Origin of the sequence: Microbacterium sp. NPDC056234 (assembly GCF_042267585.1) — a bacterium.
GTDB lineage: Bacteria > Actinomycetota > Actinomycetes > Actinomycetales > Microbacteriaceae > Microbacterium.
Genome location: NZ_JBHJTE010000005.1, coordinates 297,267 through 324,004, shown reverse-complemented (window position 1 = coordinate 324,004; position 26,738 = coordinate 297,267). Strand labels below are relative to the sequence as shown.

At 67.8% G+C, this 26,738-nt stretch carries 26 protein-coding genes and 2 tRNA genes; 22 read left to right on the top strand and 6 right to left on the bottom strand.

Annotation, left to right across the window (positions count from 1 at the left end; all coding sequences use genetic code 11):
* Window positions 1-51 precede the first annotated feature (51 nt).
* The 5 genes from ACFCYE_RS15405 to ACFCYE_RS15385 all read left to right on the top strand — a co-directional run bounded on the left by ACFCYE_RS15405 (window position 52) and on the right by ACFCYE_RS15385 (window position 5,474).
* Entirely contained in the window at window positions 52-1,122 is a 1,071-nt protein-coding gene (locus tag ACFCYE_RS15405) for an aspartate-semialdehyde dehydrogenase (RefSeq protein ID WP_376180080.1), read from the top strand.
* 57 nt (window positions 1,123-1,179) lie between these two features.
* Window positions 1,180-2,652 (top strand): malate:quinone oxidoreductase, encoded by a 1,473-nt coding sequence (locus tag ACFCYE_RS15400; protein ID WP_376180078.1) that lies wholly within the window; start codon window positions 1,180-1,182, stop codon window positions 2,650-2,652.
* Window positions 2,653-2,661: 9 nt separating this feature from the next.
* The gene (locus ACFCYE_RS15395) at window positions 2,662-3,318 is read left to right on the top strand and encodes a thymidine kinase (RefSeq protein WP_376180076.1); all 657 of its coding nucleotides are present in this window, start codon (window positions 2,662-2,664) and stop codon (window positions 3,316-3,318) included.
* A gap of 154 nt (window positions 3,319-3,472) precedes the next feature.
* Window positions 3,473-4,195: a FadR/GntR family transcriptional regulator gene (locus tag ACFCYE_RS15390; protein ID WP_376180075.1), complete on the top strand. Its 723-nt coding sequence runs from the start codon at window positions 3,473-3,475 to the stop codon at window positions 4,193-4,195.
* 19 nt (window positions 4,196-4,214) lie between these two features.
* Window positions 4,215-5,474 (top strand): alpha-hydroxy-acid oxidizing protein, encoded by a 1,260-nt coding sequence (locus ACFCYE_RS15385; protein WP_376180176.1) that lies wholly within the window; start codon window positions 4,215-4,217, stop codon window positions 5,472-5,474.
* 12 nt (window positions 5,475-5,486) lie between these two features.
* Here ACFCYE_RS15385 and ACFCYE_RS15380 read toward each other — a convergent pair whose 3' ends face one another.
* From ACFCYE_RS15380 to ACFCYE_RS15360, 5 genes are all read right to left on the bottom strand, one after another.
* On the bottom strand, window positions 5,487-6,320 hold the full coding sequence (locus ACFCYE_RS15380) for a DUF1295 domain-containing protein (protein WP_376180073.1): 834 nt from the start codon (window positions 6,318-6,320) through the stop codon (window positions 5,487-5,489).
* 36 nt (window positions 6,321-6,356) lie between these two features.
* Complete coding sequence (locus ACFCYE_RS15375; RefSeq protein WP_376180071.1) at window positions 6,357-7,112, bottom strand: HAD-IIB family hydrolase; 756 nt, start codon at window positions 7,110-7,112, stop codon at window positions 6,357-6,359.
* Between the two features lie 59 nt (window positions 7,113-7,171).
* Window positions 7,172-7,245, bottom strand: a tRNA-Pro gene (locus tag ACFCYE_RS15370).
* Window positions 7,246-7,307: 62 nt separating this feature from the next.
* Complete coding sequence (locus ACFCYE_RS15365; RefSeq protein ID WP_376180069.1) at window positions 7,308-8,243, bottom strand: metallophosphoesterase; 936 nt, start codon at window positions 8,241-8,243, stop codon at window positions 7,308-7,310.
* Window positions 8,243-10,885: a transglycosylase domain-containing protein gene (locus ACFCYE_RS15360; protein WP_376180068.1), complete on the bottom strand. Its 2,643-nt coding sequence runs from the start codon at window positions 10,883-10,885 to the stop codon at window positions 8,243-8,245. The genes ACFCYE_RS15365 and ACFCYE_RS15360 overlap by 1 nt, the downstream gene beginning before the upstream one ends.
* An 82-nt stretch (window positions 10,886-10,967) precedes the next feature.
* Here ACFCYE_RS15360 and ACFCYE_RS15355 point away from each other — a divergent pair, with 82 nt between their 5' ends.
* Window positions 10,968-11,192, top strand: coding sequence for a hypothetical protein (locus tag ACFCYE_RS15355; RefSeq protein WP_376180066.1), 225 nt, complete (start codon window positions 10,968-10,970; stop codon window positions 11,190-11,192).
* A complete protein-coding gene (locus tag ACFCYE_RS15350; protein WP_376180064.1) occupies window positions 11,189-11,647 on the top strand; it encodes a RidA family protein in 459 nt (152 codons plus the stop codon). Before ACFCYE_RS15355 ends, ACFCYE_RS15350 begins: the two co-directional genes overlap by 4 nt.
* A gap of 53 nt (window positions 11,648-11,700) precedes the next feature.
* Here ACFCYE_RS15350 and acs read toward each other — a convergent pair whose 3' ends face one another.
* A complete protein-coding gene (gene acs, locus ACFCYE_RS15345; RefSeq protein ID WP_376180063.1) occupies window positions 11,701-13,668 on the bottom strand; it encodes an acetate--CoA ligase in 1,968 nt (655 codons plus the stop codon).
* 372 nt (window positions 13,669-14,040) lie between these two features.
* Here acs and ACFCYE_RS15340 point away from each other — a divergent pair, with 372 nt between their 5' ends.
* The 15 genes from ACFCYE_RS15340 to ACFCYE_RS15270 all read left to right on the top strand — a co-directional run bounded on the left by ACFCYE_RS15340 (window position 14,041) and on the right by ACFCYE_RS15270 (window position 26,738).
* Window positions 14,041-15,030 carry a TadA family conjugal transfer-associated ATPase gene (locus ACFCYE_RS15340; protein ID WP_376180061.1) on the top strand — a complete coding sequence of 330 codons (990 nt, stop codon included), beginning with the start codon at window positions 14,041-14,043 and terminating at the stop codon, window positions 15,028-15,030.
* The gene (locus ACFCYE_RS15335; RefSeq protein ID WP_376180059.1) at window positions 15,024-15,932 is read left to right on the top strand and encodes a type II secretion system F family protein; all 909 of its coding nucleotides are present in this window, start codon (window positions 15,024-15,026) and stop codon (window positions 15,930-15,932) included. The genes ACFCYE_RS15340 and ACFCYE_RS15335 overlap by 7 nt, the downstream gene beginning before the upstream one ends.
* Window positions 15,933-15,985: 53 nt before the next feature.
* On the top strand, window positions 15,986-16,192 hold the full coding sequence (locus tag ACFCYE_RS15330) for a DUF4244 domain-containing protein (RefSeq protein WP_376180057.1): 207 nt from the start codon (window positions 15,986-15,988) through the stop codon (window positions 16,190-16,192).
* Window positions 16,192-16,536: a TadE family type IV pilus minor pilin gene (locus ACFCYE_RS15325; protein ID WP_376180055.1), complete on the top strand. Its 345-nt coding sequence runs from the start codon at window positions 16,192-16,194 to the stop codon at window positions 16,534-16,536. Before ACFCYE_RS15330 ends, ACFCYE_RS15325 begins: the two co-directional genes overlap by 1 nt.
* Window positions 16,536-16,865 (top strand): Rv3654c family TadE-like protein, encoded by a 330-nt coding sequence (locus ACFCYE_RS15320; RefSeq protein WP_376180053.1) that lies wholly within the window; start codon window positions 16,536-16,538, stop codon window positions 16,863-16,865. Before ACFCYE_RS15325 ends, ACFCYE_RS15320 begins: the two co-directional genes overlap by 1 nt.
* A 77-nt stretch (window positions 16,866-16,942) precedes the next feature.
* Entirely contained in the window at window positions 16,943-19,789 is a 2,847-nt protein-coding gene (gene topA, locus ACFCYE_RS15315; RefSeq protein WP_376180051.1) for a type I DNA topoisomerase, read from the top strand.
* Window positions 19,786-20,421 (top strand): dTMP kinase, encoded by a 636-nt coding sequence (tmk, locus tag ACFCYE_RS15310; protein ID WP_376180050.1) that lies wholly within the window; start codon window positions 19,786-19,788, stop codon window positions 20,419-20,421. The genes topA and tmk overlap by 4 nt, the downstream gene beginning before the upstream one ends.
* Before the next feature lie 46 nt (window positions 20,422-20,467).
* The gene (locus tag ACFCYE_RS15305) at window positions 20,468-21,625 is read left to right on the top strand and encodes a DNA polymerase III subunit delta' (protein ID WP_376180048.1); all 1,158 of its coding nucleotides are present in this window, start codon (window positions 20,468-20,470) and stop codon (window positions 21,623-21,625) included.
* An 8-nt stretch (window positions 21,626-21,633) separates the two neighbouring features.
* Window positions 21,634-23,181 carry an alpha/beta hydrolase gene (locus ACFCYE_RS15300; protein WP_376180175.1) on the top strand — a complete coding sequence of 516 codons (1,548 nt, stop codon included), beginning with the start codon at window positions 21,634-21,636 and terminating at the stop codon, window positions 23,179-23,181.
* A gap of 59 nt (window positions 23,182-23,240) precedes the next feature.
* Window positions 23,241-23,316, top strand: a tRNA-Thr gene (locus tag ACFCYE_RS15295).
* 109 nt (window positions 23,317-23,425) lie between these two features.
* The gene (locus ACFCYE_RS15290) at window positions 23,426-24,073 is read left to right on the top strand and encodes a TetR/AcrR family transcriptional regulator (protein WP_376180046.1); all 648 of its coding nucleotides are present in this window, start codon (window positions 23,426-23,428) and stop codon (window positions 24,071-24,073) included.
* Complete coding sequence (locus ACFCYE_RS15285; RefSeq protein ID WP_376180044.1) at window positions 24,070-24,927, top strand: 3-hydroxyacyl-CoA dehydrogenase; 858 nt, start codon at window positions 24,070-24,072, stop codon at window positions 24,925-24,927. Before ACFCYE_RS15290 ends, ACFCYE_RS15285 begins: the two co-directional genes overlap by 4 nt.
* 58 nt (window positions 24,928-24,985) lie before the next feature.
* Window positions 24,986-25,567: an isochorismatase family protein gene (locus ACFCYE_RS15280; RefSeq protein WP_376180043.1), complete on the top strand. Its 582-nt coding sequence runs from the start codon at window positions 24,986-24,988 to the stop codon at window positions 25,565-25,567.
* Entirely contained in the window at window positions 25,564-26,094 is a 531-nt protein-coding gene (locus ACFCYE_RS15275; protein ID WP_376180041.1) for a DUF1697 domain-containing protein, read from the top strand. The genes ACFCYE_RS15280 and ACFCYE_RS15275 overlap by 4 nt, the downstream gene beginning before the upstream one ends.
* Window positions 26,091-26,738, top strand: a complete 648-nt coding sequence (locus tag ACFCYE_RS15270) for an IMPACT family protein (RefSeq protein WP_376180040.1) — start codon at window positions 26,091-26,093, stop codon at window positions 26,736-26,738. The genes ACFCYE_RS15275 and ACFCYE_RS15270 overlap by 4 nt, the downstream gene beginning before the upstream one ends.

Sequence of the window (26,738 nt, the reverse complement as noted above, 5' to 3'; positions counted from 1 at the left end):
CGCCGTGCCGAGCGCCTCGCCTGCAGTTCTGCATCAGCCCGAGGAAAGCTCATGACCCGCATCTCCGACTCAGGATTCTCCGTCGCCATCGTCGGCGCCACCGGCCAGGTTGGCACCGTCATGCGCGAGATTCTCAGCGAGCGATCGTTCCCGATCCGCGAGCTGCGGCTGTTCTCGTCCGCACGCTCGGCGGGCAGCGCGATCGAGTTCGGTGGCGTCACGGTCATCGCCGAGGATGTCGAGACCGCCGACCCGGCCGGTATCGAGATCGCGCTGTTCTCGGCGGGAGCCACGGCCAGCCGCGCCTACGCCCCTCGTTTCGCCGAGGCCGGTGCCGTCGTGATCGACAACTCCAGCGCCTGGCGCAACGACCCAGAGGTTCCGCTGGTCGTCAGCGAGGTCAATCCGCACGCGATCGACGAGCGCCCCAAGGGGATCATCGCCAACCCGAACTGCACCACGATGGCCGCGATGCCAGTGCTGAAGGCGCTGCACGCCGAAGCAGGTCTCGAGCGTCTCATCGTGTCCACATACCAGGCGGTCTCCGGTTCCGGCCTCGCCGGCGCCCAGGAGCTGCTCGGACAGGTCGAGGGGGTCCTCGCCCAGGGCGACACGCTGCGCCTCGTGCACGACGGATCCTCCATCGACTTCCCGCAGCCCGAGAAGTACGTCGCCCCGATCGCATTCGACGTCATCCCTCTCGCAGGCAACCTCGTCGACGACGGGCAGAACGAGACGGACGAGGAGAAGAAGCTCCGCAACGAGAGCCGCAAGATCCTCGAGCTGCCTGACCTCCGCGTCGCAGGCACGTGCGTGCGTGTTCCGGTCTTCACCGGCCACTCGCTGTCGATCCACGCCGAATTCTCGGGCGAGATCACCCCGGAGCGCGCGACCGAGGTGCTCTCCGCAGCCCCCGGCGTCGCGCTCGAGGAGGTCCCCACCCCGCTGTACGCGGCGGGCAAGGACCCGAGCTTCGTCGGCCGCATCCGCGCCGACCAGTCCGCACCGGAGGGCAAGGGGCTCGTGCTGTTCATCAGCAACGACAACCTGCGCAAGGGCGCGGCGCTGAACGCCGTCCAGATCGCCGAGATCGTCGCAGCGCGCCTCGCCGTCGCCGTCTGACCCCGGCGGCGCGTCGCCTCGGTCAGGGGCCGTGCCGGGGCGAACTAGACTGTACGGGTGACTGAATCCGTCGACGTCGTCCTCATCGGTGGCGGCATCATGAGCGCCACCCTCGGTACGCTGCTGCACGAACTGCAGCCGGACTGGAAGATCGTCGCCTTCGAGCGACTGAGCGACGTGGCGCAGGAGAGCTCCAACCCGTGGAACAACGCGGGCACGGGGCACGCCGCCCTGTGCGAGCTCAACTACATGCCGAAGAACCCGAACGGCCCCCTCGATCCCGCCAAGGCGGTGTCGATCAACGAGCAGTTCCAGCAGAGCCGCCAGTTCTGGTCGTCGCTGGTCGAGCGGGGCGTGCTGGATGAGCCGTCGACGTTCATCAACGCCACGCCGCACATGACCTTCGTGCGCGGTGAGAAGGATGTCGCGTACCTCAAGGAGCGCTACGAGGTGCTCAAGCAGCAGCCGCTGTTCGAGGGCATCGAGTACTCCGAGGACTCCCGTGTCATCAACAAATGGGCCCCGCTGCTGATGCAGCGCCGCCGCAAGGGGGAGCCGTTCGCGGCGACGCGCGTGCCCGCAGGCACCGATGTCGACTTCGGTGCTCTCACCCACCAGCTCTTCGATCACCTCACCTCCAGCGGCGTCGACCTGCGCACCAACCAGGAGGTGCGCAGCCTCAAGCGCCAGAAGGACGGCACATGGCTGGTCAAGTACCGCACGGGCCTCGGTCTCACCCCGAACGAGGTCAAGGCGCGTTTCGTCTTCGTCGGTGCCGGCGGATGGGCGCTGAAGCTCCTGCAGCGCTCGGGCATCCCCGAGATCAAGGGCTACGGCGTCTTCCCGATCGGCGGGCAGTTCCTGAAGACGACCAACCCGAAGGTCGTCGCGCAGCACAAGGCGAAGGTGTACTCGCAGGCATCCGTCGGCGCCCCGCCGATGTCGGTCCCGCACCTGGACACCCGTGTCGTCGACGGCGAGGAATCGCTGCTGTTCGGCCCGTTCGCCACCTTCAGCCCGAAGTTCCTCAAGAACGGCTCGTGGTTCGACATCGTCGGTCAGGTGCGTACGCACAACCTGTGGCCGATGCTGCGGGTCGCGTTCGCGAACCCGGATCTCATCACGTACCTGGTCGGCGAGCTGGTCAAGAATCACCGCAAGAAGGTCGACAGTCTCCGTGAATTCATGCCGACGGCGAAGGACGAGGACTGGACGCTGATCCAGGCCGGTCAGCGTGCCCAGGTCATGAAGAAGGACCCCGAGAAGGGCGGCATCCTGCAGTTCGGCACCGAGGTCGTCTCCGCAGAGGACGGCTCGATCGCCGGTCTCCTCGGCGCGTCGCCCGGTGCTTCGACGGCTGTTCCGATCATGCTCGAGCTGCTCCAGAAGTGCTTCCCCGAGGACTACCCGTCGTGGGAGCCGACGCTGCGCGAGCTGATCCCGACCTACGGCGCGAAGCTCAACCCGGATGCCGCGATCGCTGAACGATCGATGGCGTCCACGGCCGCCACTCTCGGCATCAACCGCTAGCAGGCGACCGTGGCGAAGCTCTACTTCCGCTACGGCGCGATGAATTCGGGCAAGTCCACGTCGCTGCTGCAGGCCGCGTACAACTACGAGGAGCGCGGGCAGCACGTCCTGCTCGCGAAGCCCGAGATCGACACCAAGGGCGCGGCGCAGATCGAGAGCCGTCTCGGTGTCACTCGTGACGTCGACTTCCTGATCGGTCCTCACGACGATGCGCGCGAGTTGTTCCAGCGGGAGCGGGAGCGGGTGCGGCGGCGCGACGACGAGGGGCTCATCCCGTCCGAGCGGCCGGCGGACATCGCCTGTCTGCTCATCGACGAGGCGCAGTTCCTCGCACCGGACCAGATCGACGATCTGTTCCGGATCGCGGTCGTCGACGGCATCCCGGTGATGGCCTACGGCATCCGCAACGACTTCCTCACGCATGCGTTCCCCGGCTCCGCGCGCCTGTTGGCGATCGCGCAGTCGCTGGAGGAGCTCAAGACGATCTGCCGCTGCGGGCGCAAGGCCGTGTTCAACGGACGGGTGGTCGGCGGACGCTTCGTCTTCGACGGCGATCAGGTGGCGATCGATCAGGGGGCAGGCGGGGGAGCGCCGGTCGATGTGGTCACCTACGAGTCTTTGTGCGGCAACTGCTACCTCGAGGAGTCCGGCGGCCGCCTGGGCTGAGCCCGCGGCCCGCGTGCCCTCGTGATTCCGGTCGCGGTAGGGGGCGCTATGCGGCGCGGGTTCCGACACGAACGGCGACCGGAGCAAGACGCGACTCCGGTTGCGTGGTCTGACCACAGTCGGCTATCCTGTGGTCAGACCACAGGAGGATCGGATGCCGGAGTCCACGCCGCGCGCCTGGCGGACCGTGCTCGAGCACATCGAGGCGGACCTGCTCGACGGCCGCCTCGGCCCGGGGGACCGTCTTCCCTCCGAGCGGGATCTGTCCGCGGATCTCGGCGTCGGCCGATCCAGCGTCCGCGAGGCGCTGCGCGTCCTCGAGGTGATGGGGCTGATCCGCACGGCGACCGGCTCAGGGCCGCAGTCGGGCGCCATCGTGATCGCGACACCCACGGGTGGCATGTCGGCGCTGCTGCGTCTCCAGGTGGCCGCACAGGGCTTTCCGCTGGCGGACGTCGTCAAGACCCGTCTCGTCCTCGAGGATGCCGTGGCCACCGCCCTCGCCGCGGACGGTGACCGCGACACGGGCGAGGCGCATCGCATCCTCTCCGCGATGGACTCGGACGCGCTGACTCCGGCTGAGTTCCTCGCGCTCGACGCACAACTGCATCTCGCGCTGGCCGAAACATCCGGAAACGCCGTGATCGCCGCGATGATGGCGGGGCTGAGGACTGCGATCGAGTCCTACGTGCAGGCGGGCGTCGCCGGCATCGACGACTGGTCGACGATGGCCGAGCACCTGCGCGCGGAGCACCACGCGATCGTCGAGGCGATCGACGCCGGGGACGGCGATCACGCGCGCTCCCTCCTGAAGACCCACATCACCGGCTACTACACCGCGGCGGGGCTGACCCGCGTGCGTGCCACCCGCCCCTGAGCACCACGAAAGGACCATGATGGTCAAGCGCCAGCTGCCCAACCCGGTCGAACTCCTCGACCTGATGAAGTTCAAGAAGCCGGAACTGGACGGTCGCAAGCGCCGTCTGGATGCCGCACTGACGATCTCCGACCTGCGGACGATCGCCAAGCGCCGGACCCCCAAGGCGGCGTTCGATTACACCGACGGCGCCGCAGAGGGCGAGCTGTCGCTGTCGCGCGCCCGTCAGGCGTTCGAGGACGTCGAGTTCCACCCCGGCATCCTCAAGCCCGCCCCGCAGGTCGACACGTCCGTCGAGATCCTCGGCGGCCCGTCCGCCCTGCCGTTCGGCATCGCACCCACCGGCTTCACCCGCCTGATGCAGACCGAGGGGGAGGAGGCAGGAGCGGGAGCTGCTGCCGCCGCCGGCATCCCGTTCACGCTGTCCACCCTCGGTACCACCTCGATCGAGGGCGTGAAAGCCGCCAACCCCTACGGTCGCAACTGGTTCCAGCTGTACGTGATGCGCGACAGAGAGATCTCCTACGAGCTCACGCGCCGTGCCGCAGCCGCCGGCTTCGACACGCTGCAGTTCACCGTCGACACGCCGGTCGCCGGCGCGCGCTTGCGCGACAAGCGCAACGGCTTCTCGATCCCTCCGCAGCTGACGATCGGCACCATCGTCAACGCGATCCCGCGGCCGTGGTGGTGGTACGACTTCCTCACGACGCCCAAGCTGGAGTTCGCTTCGCTGAGCACCACAGGAGGCACGGTCGGCGAGCTGCTGGACGCCGCGATGGACCCGACGATCAGCTACGACGACCTCGCCGTGATCCGCGACCTGTGGCCCGGCAAGATCGTCATCAAGGGCGTCCAGAACGTGGAGGACTCGGTCCGCCTGCGGGATGCCGGGGTCGACGGCATCGTGCTCTCCAACCACGGCGGACGCCAGCTCGACCGTGCCCCGATCCCGTTCCACCTGCTGCCCAAGGTCCGCCAGGCGGTGGGGGAGGACTTCACCGTGATGATCGACACCGGCATCATGAACGGTGCCGACATCGTCGCCTCCGTCGCGCTCGGTGCGGACTTCACGCTGATCGGGCGCGCCTACCTGTACGGACTGATGGCCGGCGGGCGGCAGGGCGTCGACCGCACGATCGCGATCCTGCGCACCGAGATCGAGCGGACGATGCGTCTGCTCGGCGTCTCCACGCTCGCCGAGCTCGAGCCGGGCCACGTCACGCAGCTGCAGCGACTGGTCCCGGTGGCCGGCGTCGGTGCGGAGGCCGTCGTTCGCTGACGAGGGCGCCGCTCAGGCGTTCACGCGCCTGAGCGGGGGCCACGGCACGATCATCGAGGTGCGCCGGCGGTAGTCGGCATACGCCGGATAGCGAGAGGCGGAGATCGACTCCGTGAAGATCGTCGACCCGATGAACAGCGCCGTCAGCAGTACTGGGCCGACGATCGAGGCGTTCACCGCACCTCCGAGGAATCCCGCACCGGATGCCACGGCCGCCGTGGCGCCGATCGCGTAGAACATCCACCACTGGGCCTGCTCGAAGAAGAAGTTCGGATGGCGGCTGAAGCGGAACAGTCCTTCCGTGAGGAAGCCGTCGCCGAGGGCGCCGCCGGCCGCCTTCTTGCGCCGGTGGAAGTTCCACTGCTGCTGGTCGGCGATCGTCTCGCCGACCAGCAGCGCGAGGAACAGAGCGGTGAAGGCGGCATCCCACCCGGTGAACGGTGCCGGATCGCGCAGCGCGACGCCCGCGGGAAGCGTGATCAGCACGAGCAGCGTCATCTGGAACGCGACGATGAACAGCAGGTTGAAAACCTGGAACAGCCAGGAAGGGAGCCGCGCGCGCAGGATCGCCCAGCGGTAGTCCTCAGTGCCGGTGTAGCCGCCCTTGCGGGCGAAATTGAACGTGAGACGCACGCCCCACGCGGTCACGAGGAGGGCCATGACCACCAGGCGCGTCGCATCGATGCCCGATGCCAGGGCATCCGCGGCGAAGATCCAGACGTAGACCACCGGCACGATCGACCAGGCGCGGTCCACCCAGGAGGTGTCGCGCGTGATGAGTGAGAGCACCCAGCATGCCGCGCTGGCGACGGCGGCCACGATGATGACGAGCGAGAGCGGGTCCATGCCGCCATCGTAGGGCGTCCTGCGCCCCGCGAGCGGTCAGAGCGTCGTGAGCAGTTCGTCGAGCTTGTCGGCGGTGTCTTCCCAGCCCTCGACGGCGATCGAGCGGACGCCGAGCGCCAGGACGGGATAGTCGTTGCCCCCGACGTCGAGTCGGTCGCCGTAGAAGAGCATGTCGGACAGGGGGATGCCGGTGTGCTCGGTCAGGGCCGACATGCCGTAGGCCTTGTCGATGCCTGCGCGGGTGATGTCGATCGAGGTCGAGCCGCCGGCGCGGACTTCCAGGCCGGGGAGGCGTGCCGCGACGGCATCCCGCAGAGCCAGGCGCTTCTCGCCCGTCGGGTCCCAGTCGTGCTTGGCCTCACGCGGCGCCTGCTGGCCGAGGGCGGAGAAGGTGATCTGCGAACCGCGGTCCTCGAGGATCTCACCCCAGGGTTCCGCTTCCCACAGGCCGAGGCGCTCGGCTTCTTCGCGCAGGGCGGTGAGCGCGGCATCCTTCTCGTCCTGTGCGAGATCGTGCGCGTACACCGCGGCGAAGTCCTCGCCGTCGTGACGCAGGTAGCGGGTGCCGCACGTGGGGAGGAGGTGCAGGCGTCCGAGTTCTGCGCCATCCGCGTCGCCGAGCTGGGCGATGACCTGGGACCGGAACTGGTCCTCGTTGCCGCCGGAGATGATGGCCACCTCGACCGTGCGCAGCAGGGCCCGCAGCAGGTCGGCGATGCGAGGATCGATGGCGCCCTTCGAGGGGGCGAGCGTGTCATCGAGGTCGAAGGCGACGAGGCGCGTGGGGGTCATCTGCTCTCCAGTGTGGTGATACGCGAGAGGGCCCACCTTCCGGCGGGCCCTCTCTGTTGTCGGGGTGACAGGATTTGAACCTGCGGCCTCTTCGTCCCGAACGAAGCGCGCTACCAAGCTGCGCCACACCCCGTTTGACAACCGTTCGAGTCTACAACGAATCTTCCGTGGGACCGAATCGGGGCGGCTTCGCCGTCACGCGCGGGCCGTGAGGGTCAGCAGCGTCGCCTCAGGGCGGCACGCGAACCGCACCGGCGCATAGATCGAGTGGCCGCAGCCGGCGCTGACGTTCAGCGGCACCGTGCGGTCGTCGTGCGTCCACGTGCTCAGGCCCTTCGCCTGCGTGAGCGGGATGTCGCAGTTCGCGACGAGCGCCCCGAAGCCGGGCAGGCACACCTGGCCGCCGTGAGTGTGGCCACCGAAGATGGCGTCGGCGCCGAGGTCGACGTACGTGTTCAGTACGCGCTGGTATGGCGCATGGGTCACGCCCAGCAGGGGAATGGCGTCATCGCGCGAACCGAGTGCGGCCAGCGCGTCGGGGAGGACATCCAGCTGGTCCCAATCGCGGTGCGCGTCGCTCACCCCGACGAAGTCGATGTCGGTGCCGGCGACTCGCAGGCGTGCCGCCGTGTTGTTCAGGTCGGTCCAGCCGAGTTCGTCGGTGAAGTAGGAGTTCATCGCCTCGGTATCGAGGAAATCGGGTTCCTCCGGGCGTTCCGACGGGCCGGTGAAGTACTTCAGCGGATTGCGCGGGGAGGGCGCGAGCACATCGTTGGATCCATGCACGAAGACCCCGGGGATGCCCGCCAGAGGCGCGAAGGCACGGCGGATGCCGGCGATCCCGTTCTCGTGGCCGAGATTGTCCCCGGTGTTGATGACCAGGTCGGGCTCGAGTTCAGCGAGCGATGCGAGCCAGTTCTGCTTGCGGTGCTGCCACGGTGCCATGTGCGCATCGGAGACGTGCAGCACGCGTATGGGGGCGGACCCGGCCGGGAGTGCCGCGGCGGACACAGTGCGGACGGTGAAGAGGTAGCGCTCGATGCCGATGCCCCAGACCGCGGCCGCGACGCCCGCGGCCCCCACCGCGCCGAGCGCGATGAGGGCCGGGTGAGCCGAAGAGGACTTGGTCATCAGTCGTCGTCGCCGTTGCCGTTCCCGTTGTTGCCGTTGTCGAGCGCCTTGCAGACGACGGCGATGCTGGTGCTGCGGTTCACCGCGGTACCGGCCGGAGGGTTGGTCGACTCGACTTCGGCGTTGGGCAGGCCGCACGACGCATCCCAGCTGAGGTTGCTGAGGCCTGCGCTGGCGAGCTCGCTCTGCGCCTTGCTCGCCTTGTCTCCGACGACGTCGGGGACTGTCGCGCCCTGACCGTTGCTCGGCGAGATCGTGACTGTGGCACCGCCGGCGATCCGGCCCGCACCGGGGGACTGCGCGGCGATCTGATCCGTCGGCAGGTTGCTGTCCACCGGTGCCCCGACTGTCACGGTGAATCCCGCGTCCGTGAGCGTCTTCGTGGCGTCATCGATCGTCTTGCCGACGACGTCGGGAAGGTCGCGCAGGATCGTGCGAGTCAGGTTCTTGTCCGGCGGCGGGAACTCGTCACCGAGATACCATGCGTTCGCTGCACGCTGCATGTCCTTGGCGAGCGGGAAGCGAAGGTTGTTCAGCGGCGTACCGTTCGATGAGAAGTTGCGAAGCGTTCCCTCGCCAATGACATTGCCGACCCAGACGGCGGTCGCGACCTTGGAGCTGGACTCGACCATCGTGGTGTGGGTCTTCTGATGTGTACCGGTCTTGCCGATCACGGGGACACCGTCATTCGGATTCGCCTGACCACCGGTGCCGCCGTACATGACACCGCGCAATGCAAAAGCAGCCGTTGCGGCGACCTCGGGAGATATCACCTGGTCGCACGAGGACTCCGGCAACGGCAGTTCAGTGCCATCCTGATCGACGATCTTGTCGATAGCACGCGGAGTGCAATACATGCCCTTATTAGCGACGGTGGCGTAGGCGTTCGCCATAGCAAGCGCCGGGATGTTCTTGTCACCGATCACGTTGTTCAGAACGTTCTCGCCGGTGGTGGCCGTCGTACCGTTGATCGGTCGACCCAACGTAACGCCGAGACGCGTGGCCATGCTGTTGATGTCGTAGATGTCCAGCTGTGTTGCCATGGCCAGGAAACCGGTGTTCAGCGAGCGTTTCGTGAACTCCATCACGGTGCCCGTGTAGCCTCGGATCCCGCCGGAGTTGCCGATTTCCTTGTTGTTCGAGTGTTTCTCGCCCTGCACAGTGTAGGAAGTGAACGTACGCAAGCTGCCATCGAGAACCTCGTTGACTGAGTGCCCCTTCTCGAGCCAGTCCAGCAGGGTGAAGAGCTTATAGGTCGAGCCGACCGGGAATCCTCCCGCGCTGCCGTGAGCCTGATCAGCCGCGTAAACCTGGGCCGACTGTCCGCGGGCAGGATTCGCCGACTCATTGAAATCCGTATTCTGCGTCATTGACAGAATGCGGCCAGTGCCTACCTCGACCTGCACGCCGGCAGCGCCCAACTCGATGCCGTCGAGCGCCGGCGCGACGTTCGCCGTCATCGTGTCGACGGCTGCCTGCTGGATGTCGAGGTTCAGCGACGTGTAGATGTCCAACCCGCCGCGCTGCAGCGTGTCGCGGCGCTCCTCAGGCGTGTCTCCGAAGGCTGGATCGGATTGGATGACCGACTTCACGTACTGGCAGAAGTACGCGTTCTTTTCGGCTTCGGCGCAACCCTGCGTGGCGGGGTTGATGGCAGGAACGATCGGCTCTGCGAGCGTGGTGTCGTACTGCTCCTGCGTGATCTTGCCATCCGCGAGCAGGCGGCCGAGAACGTAGTTGCGGCGGTCGAGCGTCTGCGAGTAACCATCCGCCTCGCTGTTGATGAGAGCGCCCGTCTTGTCCGTCATTGATCCTTCACGCATGTCGATGCGGTAGGAGTTCGGATTCTGCACCATGCCGGCCAGCGTGGCCGCCTGGTTGATGCTCAGGTTCGCCGCCGGGACGGTGTAGTAGTACTGCGACGCCGCTTCGATGCCGTAGGTGGTGCCGCCGAAGTTCGACAGGTTCAGGTAGCCGAGCAGGATGTCGTTCTTCGAGTACTCCTTCTCGATCTGCAGGGCGTAGCGCATCTCCTGCAGCTTGCGCTTCATGCCGTCAGTGCCGGAGGCGTTCGTGGCATCGGTCCAACAATCGAGCAGTGCCTTCTGGTACTTCTGGGCGTCGTACACGCCCTCCGGGTTGAACTCCGCGTCGTTCGGCGAGGTGTCCTTCTCGCAGCGCTGCACGAGCACGTTCTTCACATACTGCTGGCTGATGGTCGACGCGCCACGGCTGGAGGTTCCCTTGGCGTAGTCGACAAGGGCCTTCGCGGTGGCTCCGATGTTGATGCCGCTGTGGTCGTAGAACGTCTTGTCCTCGCTGGAGAGGATCGCGTCGTACAGGATCGGGGCGACCTGGTCGTACGTCACCGGGATGCGGTTCTGGTCGTAGAACGACGCGAGCTTCTCGGTGCGGCCATCCGAGTGCGACGCCCAGAGCGTGGTGGGCTCCATCGGAGCATCCGGCTTGAGGTCATTCGGAATGTCCTCGAAGAGGTCGACGGCGGCCGAGCCCGTGAGGCCCGTCATCGCGATCGCGGGGGTCACGGTTGCCGTGACGAGAACTCCGGCGACGACACTGAGCCCGACGAGTCCGAGGAGGCCGCCGAGCACACCCTTCAGCGTGCGATTGTTCTGAGGCATACGCTAGATCGTAGGGGAGTTCCCTGAAAAACCACCTCGACGCGGGCCCCCGGGCACGTCGTCGCCGACGTGCAGGAGTGCCATGACCACGTGGGAATATCTCACCACGCCGCTGTTGATCCACAACACCGCAGCGATCCTCAACAACTGGGGAAAGCAGGGCTGGGAGCTGGTTCAGGTCGTCCAGGGGCCGGAAGGCGGCCTCGTGGCCTACTTCAAGCGCCCCGCCGCCGAGGAGGGTGCGAACAGCGCCGGTCTCGCGGCCGCAGAGCAGGCCGCTCGCCAGTTCGACGGCGGTGCGGCATGAGCGTCGGGGCTCGCCTGACCGAGCTCGGGATCGAGCTGCCGGCCGTTGCGGCTCCTGTCGCGGCGTACGTGCCTGCCGTCGTGCACGGCGGCCTCGTCTACACGTCCGGTCAGCTGCCGTTCGCGGACGGTGCGCTGCCGGCGACAGGCAAGGTCGGCGCCGGTGTCTCGGCGGATGATGCCAAGGCCTACGCCCGCACGTGCGCGCTGAACGCGCTCGCCGCCGCCGCGGATGCCGCGGGCGGCCTGGAGAAGATCGCCGGCGTGCTGCGGCTCGGCGGTTTCGTGGCATCCGATCCATCGTTCACCGGGCAGCCCGGTGTCATCAACGGTGCCAGTGAGGTCCTGGGCGAGATCTTCGGGGATGCCGGAAAGCATGCTCGCGCAGCCGTCGGTGTTCCGGTGCTGCCGCTGGACAGCCCCGTCGAGGTCGAGGTCACCTTCATCCTCGCGTGATGCGCGAAGGCCTCCTCCCTCTTACGGGGAGGAGGCCTTCTGGGTTCCCGGGGTTACTTCACCTGGGCCGAGATGATGCTCATGACCGCCGTGTCGGCGAGCGTCGTCGTGTCGCCCACCTCACGTCCTTCGGCGACATCGCGCAGCAATCGCCGCATGATCTTGCCGGATCGGGTCTTCGGAAGCTCGCCCACGATGTACACGTCGCGCGGTCGAGCGATCGCACCGATCTGCTCGCCCACCCAGATCCGCAGCTGCTGGGCCAGTCCCTCGGGGGTGTGCTCCGCGAGGAAGCTCTCCTTGAGGATCACGAACGCCACCACAGCCTGGCCGGTGGTCTCGTCCGCCGCCCCGACGACCGCGGCCTCCGCGGTCGCCTCATGCGCGACGAGCGCCGATTCGATCTCAGCGGTCGACAGCCGGTGGCCGGAGACGTTCATCACGTCATCCACGCGGCCGAGCAGCCACAGGTCGCCGTCCTCGTCGAGCCGCGCGCCGTCGCCCGCGAAGTAGTAGCCCTGGTCGGCGAACTTCTCCCAGTAGGTCTCGACGTACCGCTCCGGGTCGCCCCAGATGCCGCGCAGCATGCTCGGCCACGGTTCGGTGACGACCAGGAGGCCGCCGTTGCCGTTGCCCACCACGGCGCCGGATTCGTCGACCACGTTGATCGAGATACCGGGCAGTGGCACCTGCGCCGAGCCCGGCTTGGTCGCGGTGATGCCCGGGAGCGCCGAAACCATGATCGCGCCGGTCTCGGTCTGCCACCAGGTGTCCACGATCGGCGTCTTGCCGGCGCCGATCACGTCGCGGTACCAGATCCAGGCCTCGGGGTTGATCGGTTCGCCGACCGAACCCAGCAGTCGAAGGCTGGACAGATCGAACTTCTTCGGAACGCTCCGACCCGTCTTCATGAAGGAGCGGATCGCCGTCGGCGCGGTGTAGAAGATCGTGACGCCGTACTTCTCGATGATCTCCCACCAGCGTCCGGGGTGCGGCGCGTCGGGCGTGCCTTCGTACAGCACCTGCGTGGCGCCGTTCGCGAGCGGGCCGTACGCGACGTAGCTGTGCCCGGTGATCCAGCCGATGTCGGCGGTGCACCAGTACACGTCGGTCTCCGGATGCAGGTCGAACACGTTCTTGTGCGTGTAGGCGGCCTGGGCGAGATAGCCGGCGGAGGTGTGCAGGATGCCCTTGGGCTTTCCGGTCGTGCCGGACGTGTAGAGGATGAACAGCGGGTTCTCGGCGGGGAAGGCCTCGGCGGTGTGCTCAGACGATGCGGCGGGCACCGCATCGTGCCACCAGATGTCGCGGCCGTCGACCCAATCGACGTCGTTCTCGCCTCGGCGGACGACGAGGACGTGCTCGACGGTCTTCTGGTCCCCGTCTCCACGGTCGCTCAGCGCCTGATCGACGGCGGGCTTCAGCGCGGAGACCCGGCCCTTGCGGTAACCGCCGTCCGCGGTGATGACGAGCTTCGCACCGGCGTCGTCGATGCGTGACCGCAGGCTGTCCGCACTGAACCCGCCGAACACGACGGAGTGGATCGCACCGAGACGAGCGATCGCGAGCATCGAGACGACCGCCTCGGGGATCATCGGCAGATAGATCGCCACGCGGTCGCCGTGGCCGACGCCGAGGTCGGCGAGGACGTTGGCCGTGCGCTTGACCTCGTCGGTCAGCTCGGCGTACGTGATCCGGCGGGAATCGCCCGGTTCGCCCTCCCACAGCAGAGCGACGCGGTCGCCGTTGCCCGCCTCCACGTGGCGGTCCAGGCAGTTGTACGCGACATTCAGCTCACCGTCGTCGAACCACTTCGCGAACGGAGGGTTGGACCAGTCGAGCACGTTCGTGAACGGTGTGTGCCAGTGCAGCAGTTCGCGGGCCTGTTCGCCCCAGAAGCCTTCGCGGTCCGCGGCTGCGCGCTCGTAGAGCTCGGGCTTCGCCACGGCATCCGCGGCGAACTCCGCGGACGGCGGGAACTGACGGGTCTCGTCGAGGAGGTGGTCGATCTGGCTGCTCATGCACGCGCTCCTTTGCGGCGGGACGTGGTCGTGCAGGGCACACGACCGTGACACGGTGAATCTAGTGCGCGCCCCGGACATCCATTACCGCCGAAAGTCGGTACGGAAGCGGGTTTTGTCAGGACAGTGGCGTTGCGTACACTCGACGACAGCCGAATTCTCATTCCGGCCTTGGCGTGCCCTCAATCCCCCGATCGGGGCACGTCGTGGGCGGCATCTCATTCCCCCCGTGAGGTGCCGCCCCTTCTGCGCTCCGAGGAGATTCGCCGCCTCGCGTCGACTTGTTCTGCACCGGTCCGAATGCGTGGATCTTGTGCACCGATCGCGGGTTCGGACCGCTCTGGGGCCGTCGTCGGCTTCTAGCGTCGAGGCATGGCCACTCCGTTCGTGATCGCTCCGTTGGGCACCGAGTCAGCATCCGATGCTGTCGCGATCGACCCCGCGTTCGGTCCGCTCGCGGTGCACTGCGCAGACGAGTCCGTCACGGATGTCTTCGTCAACGGAGCCGACGGCCTGTTCATCGACCGCGGTCGTGGCACGGAGCCCGTCCAGAGCTGGCGGGCTTCCGAACGCGAGGTGCGTGACCTCGCGGTCGCGCTCGTCGGGCTCGGCGGGCGGCATCTCGACGACCGCTCGCCGTGCGTCGATGTCCGTCTCGAGCGCGGCATCCGCGTCCACGCCGTGCTCGCACCCGTCTCGACCGGCGGCACGGCTCTGTCGATCCGGATTCCGCGTGTCCACGCCGGTGATCTCTTCGCGCTTTGCGCACTCGGATGCTTCGACGATCGCCGCCGCGTCTGGCTGGAAGACCTCGTCGCCCGGCGGGCCAACATCCTCATCACCGGTGGCACCGGAACGGGCAAGACGACTCTGTTGAGCGCGCTGCTGTCCGCCGCGCCCGAACGCGATCGGATCGTGACGATCGAGGACGTCGCAGAACTGCGCCCGCACCACCCTCATCACGTCGCGTTGGAGGCGCGCCAGGCCAATCTCGAAGGGGCGGGCGGGATCACCCTCGCCCGTCTCGTGCGCGAGTCCCTGCGGATGCGGCCCGACCGCCTCGTCGTCGGAGAGTGCCGAGGAGAAGAGGTGCGGGAGCTGCTGACCGCACTGAACACCGGGCACGACGGCGGTGCGGGAACCCTGCATGCTTCGAGCCTCGCCGATGTTCCCGCTCGGCTCGAGGCGCTCGGGGCGCTGGTGGGCATGGACGCGACAGCGCTCGCGCGTCAAGTCGTGAGCGCATTCACGATCGTGCTGCATCTGGCACGCGGATCCGATGGAGTGCGTCGCATCGAGAGCGCAGGGCGATTCGAACTCGTGGGGGAGCGGCTCGGCATCCAGGAGGTGAGCCCGTGGTGACGCTCCTGCGCAGGAAGGCGCCGGATGCCGGTGCCTCCGCGGCGCACGCGGCCGTCACTGTCCGCATGCTCGCAGTGCTGCTGCAGGCCGGGGCTGCGCCGGTTACCGCCTGGCGGCACCTTGCAGCGACCGGGGATCAACGCGCCGCGCGTGTCATCGAGCGGTGCGATGGCGGGGTGTCTCTCCCCGTCGCGATCGAATCCGAGGGCGGAGCATGGCGGGACGTCGCAGCGGCGTGGGAGATCGCCGCGCACGTCGGCGCGCCGCTCGCCGACGTCCTGCGGTCGCTGGCCGAAGCCCTGCAGGATGCCGCTTCTGCGGCGGATGACGTGCGCATCGCGCTCGCGGAGCCTGCAGGCACCGCCCGCCTGCTGCTGTGGATGCCGCCATTCGGACTGCTGCTCGGCTTCGCGCTCGGCTTCGACACGCTGAGGGTGATCACGACGCAGCCGATCGGCATCGCCTGCGTGGTCGGCGGACTGCTGCTCGTCCTCACCGCCCGATTCTGGACGTCGCGACTCGTGCGCGCTGCCGAGCCGGATGGGCGCACACCGGGCATGCACACCGAACTCGTCGCCGTCGCATTGTCGGGCGGCGTGTCGATCGAGCGCGCGATGCGCCTCGCCGCGGACAGCCTGCCTCGCGGCGGAGAGGCTTCGGCGCGAACCGACGGAGTGCTCGAGTTGTCGCGGGCGGCGGGTATTCCTGCGATCGAACTGCTGCGTGCGTCGTCCGCCCAGGAGCGCCAGGACGCGCGGATCGGCGGCCGGCTGAGGGCGGCGAAGCTGTCGAGCCGGCTGCTCATCCCGCTCGGGGTCTGCACACTGCCGGCGTTCCTGCTCCTCGGAGTGGCGCCGCTGCTGCTCAGTGTGCTCGCCACGACGCCGCTGCCGATGCTGTGACCCCGGATCGTCCAGCGATCCATACAGAGAAGAAGGAAGAGAAGAGGAACACCATGAATCGAAATGAATCGCTCCCGGCTCTCAGTCGCACCAGAGCGGCACGACTGTTCGCCGACGAGTCGGGAGCAGCGACGGCCGAGTACGCGATCACGACCATGGCGGCGGTCGCCTTCGCGGGCCTGCTCGTCGTCATCATGCGCTCCGACGAAGTGCGCGGCATCCTGACCGATCTCGTGCGCCGGGCGCTGACGGTGTCGTGATGACCCGGCGTCGGCCTCGGGACGAGGGTTCGGTCGCCGCCGAGTTGGCGGTCGCGGTGCCTGCCGTCCTGGTGGTGCTGCTCCTCGGCGTCTCGGCGCTGGGTGCGGCCGCCCGGCAGGTGAGTCTCCAGGATGCCGCGGCCGACGCCGCTCGCTTGCTCGGCCGTGGCGAATCCGCGTCGGCTGCGACCGCCGCGGTCACGCGCGCCGTGGACGGCGCCAGGGTCAGCACCGGCATACGCGACGATCTCGCCTGCGTCACCGCGCACGCGGACGTGCAGGTCGGACGGCTCATCTCGATCCCGGTGCAGGCATCCAGTTGCGCACTCGCCGGGGGCCTGTGATGGCTGGAACGAGTATCGCGGCGGGCGTTCTCGCGATTGCGGCGACACTCACGTTCGGCCTCGCAGCCGTCGGTGGTGCTGCGGTGACCGCGCAGCGCGCCGCCGGAGCGGCCGATGCCGCAGCGCTCGCCGCGGCGGATGCGGCCTCGGGGGCGGTTCCGGCCCCGGAGGGGCCGTGCGCGCTCGCAGCGCGGGTGGCCGCGGCATCCGGAGCCGAGCTCGCACAGTGCGAACTGGCAGGGCTGGTGGCGACGGTCACCGTCCAGGCGAAGTACGCTGGACTCGCAGCCGTCTCCCGAGCCCGCGCCGGGCCACCCGAGGGATTCTGACGGTCTATTCCACACAGCCGCTGTGAACACATCCGAACAGCGGTGTGTATGGTGTGCTTCGAAGAAAGGACGCACCCTTGGCTGAAGGCAAGAAGCTCGTCATCGTCGAGTCGCCGACGAAGATGCGGTCGATCCAGGGCTACCTCGGCGATGGGTACGAAGTGCTCAGCTCCGTCGGGCACATCCGCGATCTCGCGGACAAGAAGGACATCCCCGCCGCCGACAAGCAGGCGTACGGGAAGTACTCGATCGACATCGAGAACGGGTTCGACCCGTACTACGTCGTCTCCGACCGCAAGTCGAAGACCGTCGCCGAGCTCAAGCGTGCACTGAAGTCCGCGGACGAACTCCTCCTCGCCACTGATGAGGACCGCGAAGGCGAGGCGATCGCCTGGCACCTGCTGGAGACCCTCAAGCCGAAGGTCCCCGTCAAGCGCATGGTGTTCCACGAGATCACCAAGGACGCGATCCAGGCGGCCATCGGCAACACCCGCGAACTCGATCTCGCTCTCGTCGACGCGCAGGAGACCCGTCGCATCCTCGACCGTCTGTACGGCTGGGACGTGTCGCCCGTGCTCTGGTACAAGGTGAAATCCGGCCTGTCCGCCGGCCGCGTGCAGTCCGCGGCGACCCGCATGATCGTCGACCGGGAGCGCGAGCGCATGGCGTTCGTGTCCGCGGACTACTGGGATGTCGAGGCGCTTGCCGCCTCCGCCTCCGCGTTCAAGGTCCGCCTGGTGCGCGTCGACGGCGGTCAGCTCGCCCGAGGCACCGACTTCGACGACACCGGCAAGCTGAAGAAGGCCGTCGTCATCCTCGACGAGGAGAAGGCGCAGGCACTCGCGCACGCTGTCGACGCCGCAGGCACAGGCACCGTCACCAAGGTCGAAGCCAAGCCGGGTACACGCAGCCCGTACGCGCCCTTCACCACCTCGACTCTCCAGCAGGAGGCGGGACGCAAGCTCTCCATGAGCGCGAAGCAGGCGATGAGCGTCGCCCAGCGTCTGTACGAGAAGGGGTACATCACCTATATGCGCACCGACTCCACGGCGCTGAGCACCCAGGCGGTGCAGGCGGCGCGGAGCCAGGCGGTCTCCCTCTACGGCGACAGCGCAGTGCCCCTGAAGCCGCGCGTCTACAAGTCGAAGAGCAAGAACGCGCAAGAGGCGCACGAGGCGATCCGCCCGTCCGGGGAGACGTTCCGCACCCCGGCATCCGTGTCCTCGCAGCTCGATCGTGAAGAGCTGCGTGTCTACGACCTGATCTGGAAGCGCACGGTCGCCAGCCAGATGGCCGATGCCAAGTACGAGACCACCACGGTCACGATCGCCGTCCAGGCGGACGGCCGGCTGGCCGAGTTCACGGCATCCGGCACGGTCTACACCTTCAAGGGCTTCCTCGAGGCGTACGAAGAGGGCCGCGACGAGAAGCGCAATTCGCAGGACGCCGCCGAGAACCAGTCGCTTCCCGCCGTCGCCGTCGGCGACGAGCTGGGCATGTCGGATGCCGAGGCCAAAGGCCACCGCACCACCCCGAAGCCCCGTTACACGGAAGCCTCGCTCGTCAAGGCGCTCGAGGAGCACGGAATCGGCCGCCCCTCGACGTTCGCCAGCATCATCGGCACCGTGATCGACCGCGGCTACGCGACCAAGCGCGGGCAGGCACTCGTGCCGACCTGGCTCGCCTTCAGCGTGGTGAAGCTGCTCGAAGAGCACTTCGCCGACCTCATCGACTACGACTTCACGGCAGCGCTGGAAGACGACCTGGATGCCATCGCCCGCGGAGAGCAGAACCGCGTCGAATGGCTGAAGGAGTTCTACTTCGGCTCCGAGCAGCAGGTGGGTCTGCGGCAGGTCGTCGACAACCTCGGCGAGATCGACGCACGGGCGCTGAACTCGACGCGCATCACCGACACGGCGACGCTCCGCTTCGGCAAGTACGGACCGTACCTCGAGGTCGCGGACCCCGAAGACCAGGACGCCAAGCCGCGGATCGTGAACGTTCCGGAGGACCTCGCGCCCGACGAGCTCACCGCGGCGAAGGCACAGGAGCTCATCGACGCGCCGGTCGCCGGCGACCGGGTGCTGGGGGAGAACCCAGACAACGGCAAGATCGTCGTCGTCAAGGACGGTCGATTCGGTCCGTACGTGCAGGAGAACGACCCGGTCGACCCGGATGCCGTCGACGAGACAACCGGCGAGGTCGCCGAGGCGCCGAAGCCGAAGCGCGGCGCCAAGAAGGAGACGGCTCCCAAGCCCCGAACGGCGTCGCTGTTCCGCTCCATGTCGGTTGAGACCATCGACCTCGACACCGCGCTGCAGCTGCTGAGCCTGCCGCGCGTCGTCGGTGCCGACCCCGAGTCCGGCGAGGAGATCACGGCGCAGAACGGGCGATTCGGGCCGTACTTGAAGAAGGGCACCGATTCGCGCTCGCTGGAGAGTGAATCGCAGATCTTCGACGTCACGCTCGAGCAGGCTCTCGAGATCTATTCGCAGCCGAAGTACGGCGCGGGCTCGCGCCGCGCGTCGAGTGCGCTCGCCGAGTTCGAGGCGGATCCGGTCAGCGGCAAGCCGATCCGAATCCGGGACGGCCGTTTCGGCGCCTATGTGACGGACGGCGAGACGAACGTCACCATCCCACGCGGTCAGCAGGTGCAGGACATCACGTTCGAGATCGCCGTGCAGATGCTCGCCGACAAGCGCGCCAAGGGCCCGGTGAAGCGCGGCGCGGCCAAGAAGGCTCCCGCGAAGAAGGCTCCCGCCGAGAAGGCCCCGGCCAAGAAGGCTCCGGCCAAGAAGCCGGCGGCCAAGAAGAGCACGGCGGCCTCGGCGAAGACGGATGCCGAGAAGGCCGCAGCCCGGTCGGCGGCCGCGAAGAAGGCCGCGGCGACCCGCGCCGCGAACGCCGCTGCGAAGAAGTCGTGACCGCTGGAGGCGGGCTCTGGATCACGCTCGAGGGCGGCGACGGCGCGGGCAAGACGACCCAAGCCGACCTGCTCGAGTCGTCGTTGCGGGATGCCGGACGCACCGTGCTGCGCACCCGCGAGCCCGGGGGCAGCGAGGTCGGACAGCTGGTCCGCGACATCGTGCTGCATCACCGCGGTGACATCGCCCCCCGCGCCGAGGCACTGCTGTATGCGGCCGACCGCGCACACCACGTCGCGACGGTCGTCCGTCCCGCGCTCGCGCGCGGTGAGGTCGTCATCCAGGACCGCTATCTGGACTCCTCGGTCGCCTACCAGGGCGCCGGTCGCGTGCTGGACGCCGATGAGATCCGCAACCTCTCGCTCTGGGCGACGGAGGGTGCTCTTCCCGACCTCACCGTGCTGCTCGACCTCGACCCGCAGGTCGCACGGATGCGCCTCGACGCAGCCGAGAAGCCGTTCGACCGGCTCGAGGCCGAGAAGCTCGAGTTCCACCTGCGCGTGCGTTCGGCCTTCCTGTCGCTCGCGGAGGCCGAGCCTGCTCGCTTCCTCGTTCTGAATGCCGCGGCATCTGCGTCCGAGATCGCCGCTGACATCCGCGCGCGGGTCGCATCGGTGTCCGGTGATCGCTGACCATTCGCGCCGGTGCGACGTCGGCGGCGGCCGTTAGGCTGGAGCCATGACCACCGCCCCTGCCGCCCCGTTCCCGTGGGCCGATGTCTGGGGGCAGGAGGACGCGGTCGAGACGCTGCGCACTGCGGTATCGGATCCGGCGTCGATGTCGCACGCCTGGCTGATCACCGGGCCACCGGGATCCGGGCGTTCGACCCTCGCGTACGCGTTCGCCGCCGCGCTCATCTCGAACGGGCCGGATGACGAGCACACCATGCGCCAGGTGCTCGCGGGCACGCATCCCGATGTCACCGCGCTTCGGACCGACAAGGTCATCATCACGATCGCTGAAGCGCGCGCCCTCGTGGAGCGCTCGTATTTCGCACCGTCGATCGGCCGCTACCGTGTGATCGTCGTCGAGGACGCCGATCGCATGGTCGAGCGCACATCCAACGTCCTGCTCAAGGCGCTGGAAGAGCCGCCGGAGCGGACCGTCTGGGTGCTCTGCGCCCCGAGCGAAGCGGACCTTTTGCCGACGATCCGCTCACGCTCACGCGCACTGCGGTTGCGCGAACCGGACGTGGCCGACGTCGCGCGGCTCATCACGCAGCGCACAGGCGTCGACGAGGCCACGGCCGAACAGGCCGCCAGGCACGCGCAGCGTCACATCGGCATGGCGCAGCGTCTCGCGACGGATGATGCGGCCCGGCGTCGCCGGGACGACACGCTGCGGTCTGTGCTCGGTGTGCGCGGTGTGCGCGACGCCGTCGATGTCGCCGGCACGATCATCCAGGCGGCCACCGAGGACGCCAAGGCTCTGACGGCCGAACGCGATGAGGCCGAGCGGGCATCGCTGCTGCGCACCGTCGGCGTCGCAGAAGGTCAAGCGGTGCCGCAGGCGCTGCGGTCGCAGGTCTCGGCGCTCGAGGACGAGCAGCGCAAACGTGCGACCCGCAGTCTGCGTGACGGGATCGACCGTGTGCTCACAGATCTGCAATCGCTCTATCGCGACGTCGTGATGCTGCAGTACGGCCGCGGCGACGACCTGATCAACCGTGAGCTGAAGCCCGAGCTGAGTGCGCTGGCCGCCGACTGGTCGGTGGCACGTACGCTGGTCGTGCTGGACCACCTGACCGAGACCAGGGAATCGCTGGAGCGCAACGTCGCCGCGCTGCTGGCCTTGGAGAGCTTGCTCGTGACCATCGCGAGCGGGAGGAAACCGTGACCACTCGAATGACTTCTCGCCTGCGCCGCATCGCGATGGCGACGGCCGCGCTCGCCGCGGCATCCCTCGCCCTCTCCGGATGCCTGTACGCGGCCATTCCCGAAGAGGCCGCGCCGCGGCCGTCCACGACGAAGACTCCCGACACCGACGGCGTCTCCGCGGATCTGCTGCCGTTCTACGGGCAGGAGCTCACCTGGGAGCAGTGCGGCGGCGGTTTCGACTGCACCTACGTCACGGCTCCGCTGGACTGGGAGGACCCCGCGTCCGGCCAGACGATCGAACTCTCGGTCGTGCGCCACCAGGCCACGGGCAGCGCGATGGGCTCCCTGCTGACGAACCCGGGCGGACCGGGCGCGAGCGGGGTCGACCTCATCCGCGACAGCCTGGATTACGCCGTCGGCGCCGATCTGATCGAGAACTACGACGTGATCGGATTCGACCCCCGCGGCGTCGGGGACTCGACCGCCGTGTCGTGCTTCGACGCGGCGAACATGGACAAGTACCTCTACGACATCCCCGCGGCGCCTCGCGGCACCGAGGAGTGGGAGAACGAACTGCTCGGCGCGCATCAGGCCTTCGCCGACGCCTGCCACGCGAACAGCGGCAACATCCTTCCGCACATCACCACGGTGAACTCCGCGCGGGACATGGACCTGCTCAGGGCCGTGCTCGGCGACAAGCAGTTGAACTACCTCGGGTACTCGTACGGCACCTTCCTCGGTGCGACCTACGCCGACCTGTATCCGGACAGGGCTGGTCGGCTCGTGCTCGATGGCGCAATCGACCCCTCCACGCCCGGCCTTGCCGTCAGCACCACGCAGGGCATCGGATTCGAGTCCGCGTTGCGCGCATACATGGCTGAATGCCTGGACTCGGGGGACTGCCCGTTCAGCGGATCCGTCGACGACGCGATGACCGACCTCGGTGCGCTGCTGGCGTCCGCCGATCGCAGGCCGCTCGAGAACGGCGACGGTCGCGAGATGGGGGCGGACTCGATGATGACGGGCATCATCGCGGCGCTGTACTCGAAGGAGAACTGGAGCATCCTCACGCAGGGGCTCACGGAAGCGCTCCAGGGCGATCCGTACACGCTGTTCCTCCTCGCCGATTTCTACAACGGTCGTGAGGAAGGCATGTACATCGACAACTCCAGCGAAGCGTTCCGCGCATACAACTGCATGGACTACCCGGTGGAGGACGATCCGGATGCTGAGGCGGCAGCCGAGAAGCTGCTCGCCGAGAAGGCGCCGACGGTCGCGCCGTACTGGTCCGGGCCCGACTCCTGCTCGGTCTGGCCATACCCGCCGACGGGTGCGCGCGAGGAGATCCACGCGGAAGGCGCCGGGCCCATCCTCGTCGTCGGAACCACGAATGACCCTGCCACGCCGTACGAGTGGTCCGAGGCGCTCGCGCAGCAGCTCGAAGAGGGCGTCCTCATCACACGGGTCGGCGAGGGACACACGGGCTACAACAAGGGCAACAGCTGCGTCGACGATGCTGTGGAAGCATTCCTGCTCGAGGACACCGTCCCGGAAGACGGCCTGCGCTGCGAGTGATTTCGCAGTAGGCGATCGACAGGGTAATATCGTTGATCGTGCCGCTGTTCGCAGCGCACGCCGCCTTAGCTCAGTCGGCAGAGCATTTCACTCGTAATGAAAAGGTCGTCAGTTCGATTCTGACAGGCGGCTCCAGAACAGAACCCCGTTCTCTCGTCAGAGAGGACGGGGTTCTTTCGTCGACCCCGGCCCGCCAAAACGGAGTACACTCATTAATGAGAAAACTCCGTAACGAGGTGATGAGATGACCGGCCGCCGCGACCGCAACATGCAGGAGAAGCAATCCCGCATCGTCGCCGCGGCATCCGAGCTCTTCGAAGAACAGGGTTTCGCGGCCGTCACCACGCAGCAGATCTCCGATCGCGCCGATGTGGCCGCCGGCACGCTCTTCCGCTATGCGTCGACCAAGGGCGAACTCCTCCTCATGGTCTACAACCAGCGCTACCGTGACGTGATCGGCGAGGGCGAGGTCCGCGCGGCGGGCGAACCGGACCCCGTCGGCGCAGCGTCGGCATTCGTGTCGCCGGTGATCGGCTGGGCTCAGCAGCATCCCGAGAACAGCACCGCGTATCAGCGCGAGCTGATGTTCGGTGGTGCGACCGACCGCTTCCGCGCCGAAGGGCTCGCCCTCGTCGTCGAATTCGAGGCGAAGCTCGCTGCGCTGCTGCGCGGGGCTCCTGGAGCACACGGAAGACCCGCCGACGCGACGGACGACGACGCGCATGCCGCTGCACGCGCGATCTTCGCGGTCGTGCACCTGGCGATCGCCAGGCTCGCATTCCAGCCGCACACCGCGGTGGACGCCGCGCAGCTGCGGCGTCAGATCGAACAGATCATCACAGGCTTCCGCGCCCAACCCCGCGCGGAACCGCAAGGGAAGGAACGGCAATGACCGACATCACGAATGTCACCGTGCTGGGTACGGGCGTGCTGGGATCGCAGATCGCGTTCCAGACGGCCTACAGCGGTTTTCAGGTGACCGCCTACGACATCAGCGACGACGCGCTGGCGACGGCGAAAAAGCGCTTCCAGGCGCTCGCCGAGACCTATCGGGCCGACGGCGTCGACGGGGCGTCCGAAGGCAAGGGCGAACAGGCGATCGAGCGCATCCGCTATTCGGCGGATCTGGCAGACGCCGTCGCCGACGCCGACCTCGTGATCGAGGCCGTGCCCGAGGTACTGGAGATCAAGCAGCAGACGTACGAGAAGCTCGCCGCGGTGGCGCCCGCGAAGACCATCTTCGCGTCGAACTCGTCGACCCTGCCGCTGAGCGCGTTGAAGGATTACACCGGGCGGCCGACGCAGTTCATCGGGCTGCACTTCGCGAACCAGGTGTGGAAGTTCAACACCGGCGAGGTCATGGCAACGACCGATACCGACCCCGCCGTCTTCGACACGCTGCTCGAGTTCGCCGCCGAGATCGGCATGGTGCCGATCCCGATCCACAAGGAGAAGCCGGGCTGGCTGCTCAACTCGCTGCTGGTGCCGTTCCTCAGCGCGGCGCAGGATCTCGCATTCGGCGGCTACGCGGAGCCGGAGGACATCGACAAGGTGTGGCGCATCGCGACCGGGGCGCCGAAGGGACCGTTCGAGATCCTGGACATCATCGGGCTCACCACGCCGTACAACATCTCGGTGAACGGCGACGAGCACCAGCAGCAGATCGCCGCCTGGCTCAAGGAGAACTACATCGACAAGGGCAAGCTCGGCATCGCCACGGGCGAGGGCTTCTACACGTACAACTGATCCGCGCGACGGCCCCGGTCCCTGTGCAGGCCCGGGGCCGTCGGCGTACGCTCGAAGCATGACCACGGCTCTTCTCATCGTCGACGTGCAGAACGATTTCACCGAGGGCGGTGCGCTCGCCGTCGAGGGCGGTGATGCCGTCGCCGCCGCCGTCTCGGCGATGCTCGCCGATCGGGCCGATGAGTACGACGTCATCATCGCCTCCCGCGACTGGCACGACGCCGAAGGGGACAACGGCGGGCATTTCGCGTCCGATCCGGACTTCGTCGACACCTGGCCGGTGCACTGCGTCGCCGGCACCGCCGGTGCGGAGTACGACCCCTTGCTCGCCACGGATGCTGTGACCCACCATGTCCGCAAAGGGCAGGGCAAGCCCGCGTACTCGATGTTCGAAGGCGTGTCGGACGAGGGTGAGACGGTCGCCGAGATCCTGACGGCGCGCGGGGTGCTGACGGCCGACGTCGTCGGCATCGCGACGGATCATTGCGTGCGGGCGTCGGCGTTGGATGCGATCGCCCACGGCGTGCACGTGCGCATCCTCACCGGGCTCGTCGCAGGCGTGGGGGCCGATTCGAGCGCTGCCGCTCTCGCGGAGCTCGCGCATGCCGGCGCGGATCTGGTCGAAGACGAACAGTCGTGACCCGCAGCGTCCTGCTGCTGCGCGCGGTCAACGTCTCGGGTCGCAACCGGGTGCCCATGGCGCGCCTGCGTGACGTGCTGGCGGATGAGACCGACCTCACCGGGGTGAGCACGTACATCGCGAGCGGGAACATCATCTGCGACGCACCGCAGGATGCCGCGGCATCCTGCGCACTGGTCCAGAAAGTGATCGCGGCGGAGTTCGACGTGGACACCCCGGTGATCGCCCGTACGCATGCCGAACTGGTCGCCTCCCTCGATGCGCAGCCTTTCGTGGATGGGATCGACAAGTACGTGCATGCGATGTTCCTCGCGGGCGCTCCTGCCACCGGCGCGGTGGAGAAGCTGACCGAACGTCTGATCCCGGGCGAGCGGCTCGCGCTGATCGGACACGACCTCTGGATCGACTACGCCTCCGGTGTGCAGGGGACCAGGCTCACCAAAGCGGTCTTCGACCGCGCGCTCGGCGTCGCGGGCACCGCCCGCAATCTGCGCACGGTGCGCAAGCTGGTCGAGCTCACACGATGACGTCGTATCCGTCCACGATCGCCGCTGCCGTCGAGCGCGAGTCGGTGATCAAGAAGTCCCGCTTCATCGCTCATGTCGTGCCGGTCGCTTCGCCCGAGGATGCGGATGCCGTCATCGCGAGGCTCAAGAAGCAGTTCTGGGACGCGAGGCACAACTGCTCGGCCCAGGTCACCGGAACCCTGGGGGACCGGGCGCGCTCCTCCGATGACGGGGAGCCGTCAGGAACAGCAGGCGTTCCCATGCTCGAGGTCTTGCGCCGCCGCGAGCTGACCGATGTGGTCGCCGTCGTGACGCGCTACTTCGGCGGAGTGAAGCTCGGGGCAGGCGGGCTCGTCAGGGCGTACTCGTCGGCCGTCTCGGAAGCGCTGGATGCCGCGGTGGTGCTAGATCGGATGCCGTTGTCGCAGGCGATCGTCGCGGTGCCGCACAGCGACGCCGGTCGATTCGACAACCTGCTGCGCGACTGGCTCGACGGACGCACCGGCATCCTCGGGGGTACGGAGTACGGCGCGGATGCCGTGTTCGAGGCGTGGGTCGGCGAGGACGCGCTCGCGGAGCTCGAGGCGGATGTGGCCGCCTGGTCGTCGGGCGCGTGGCGGGTCGTCGCCGGCGGGGTCACTCGTGTGATCGACGTGCCGCGCTGA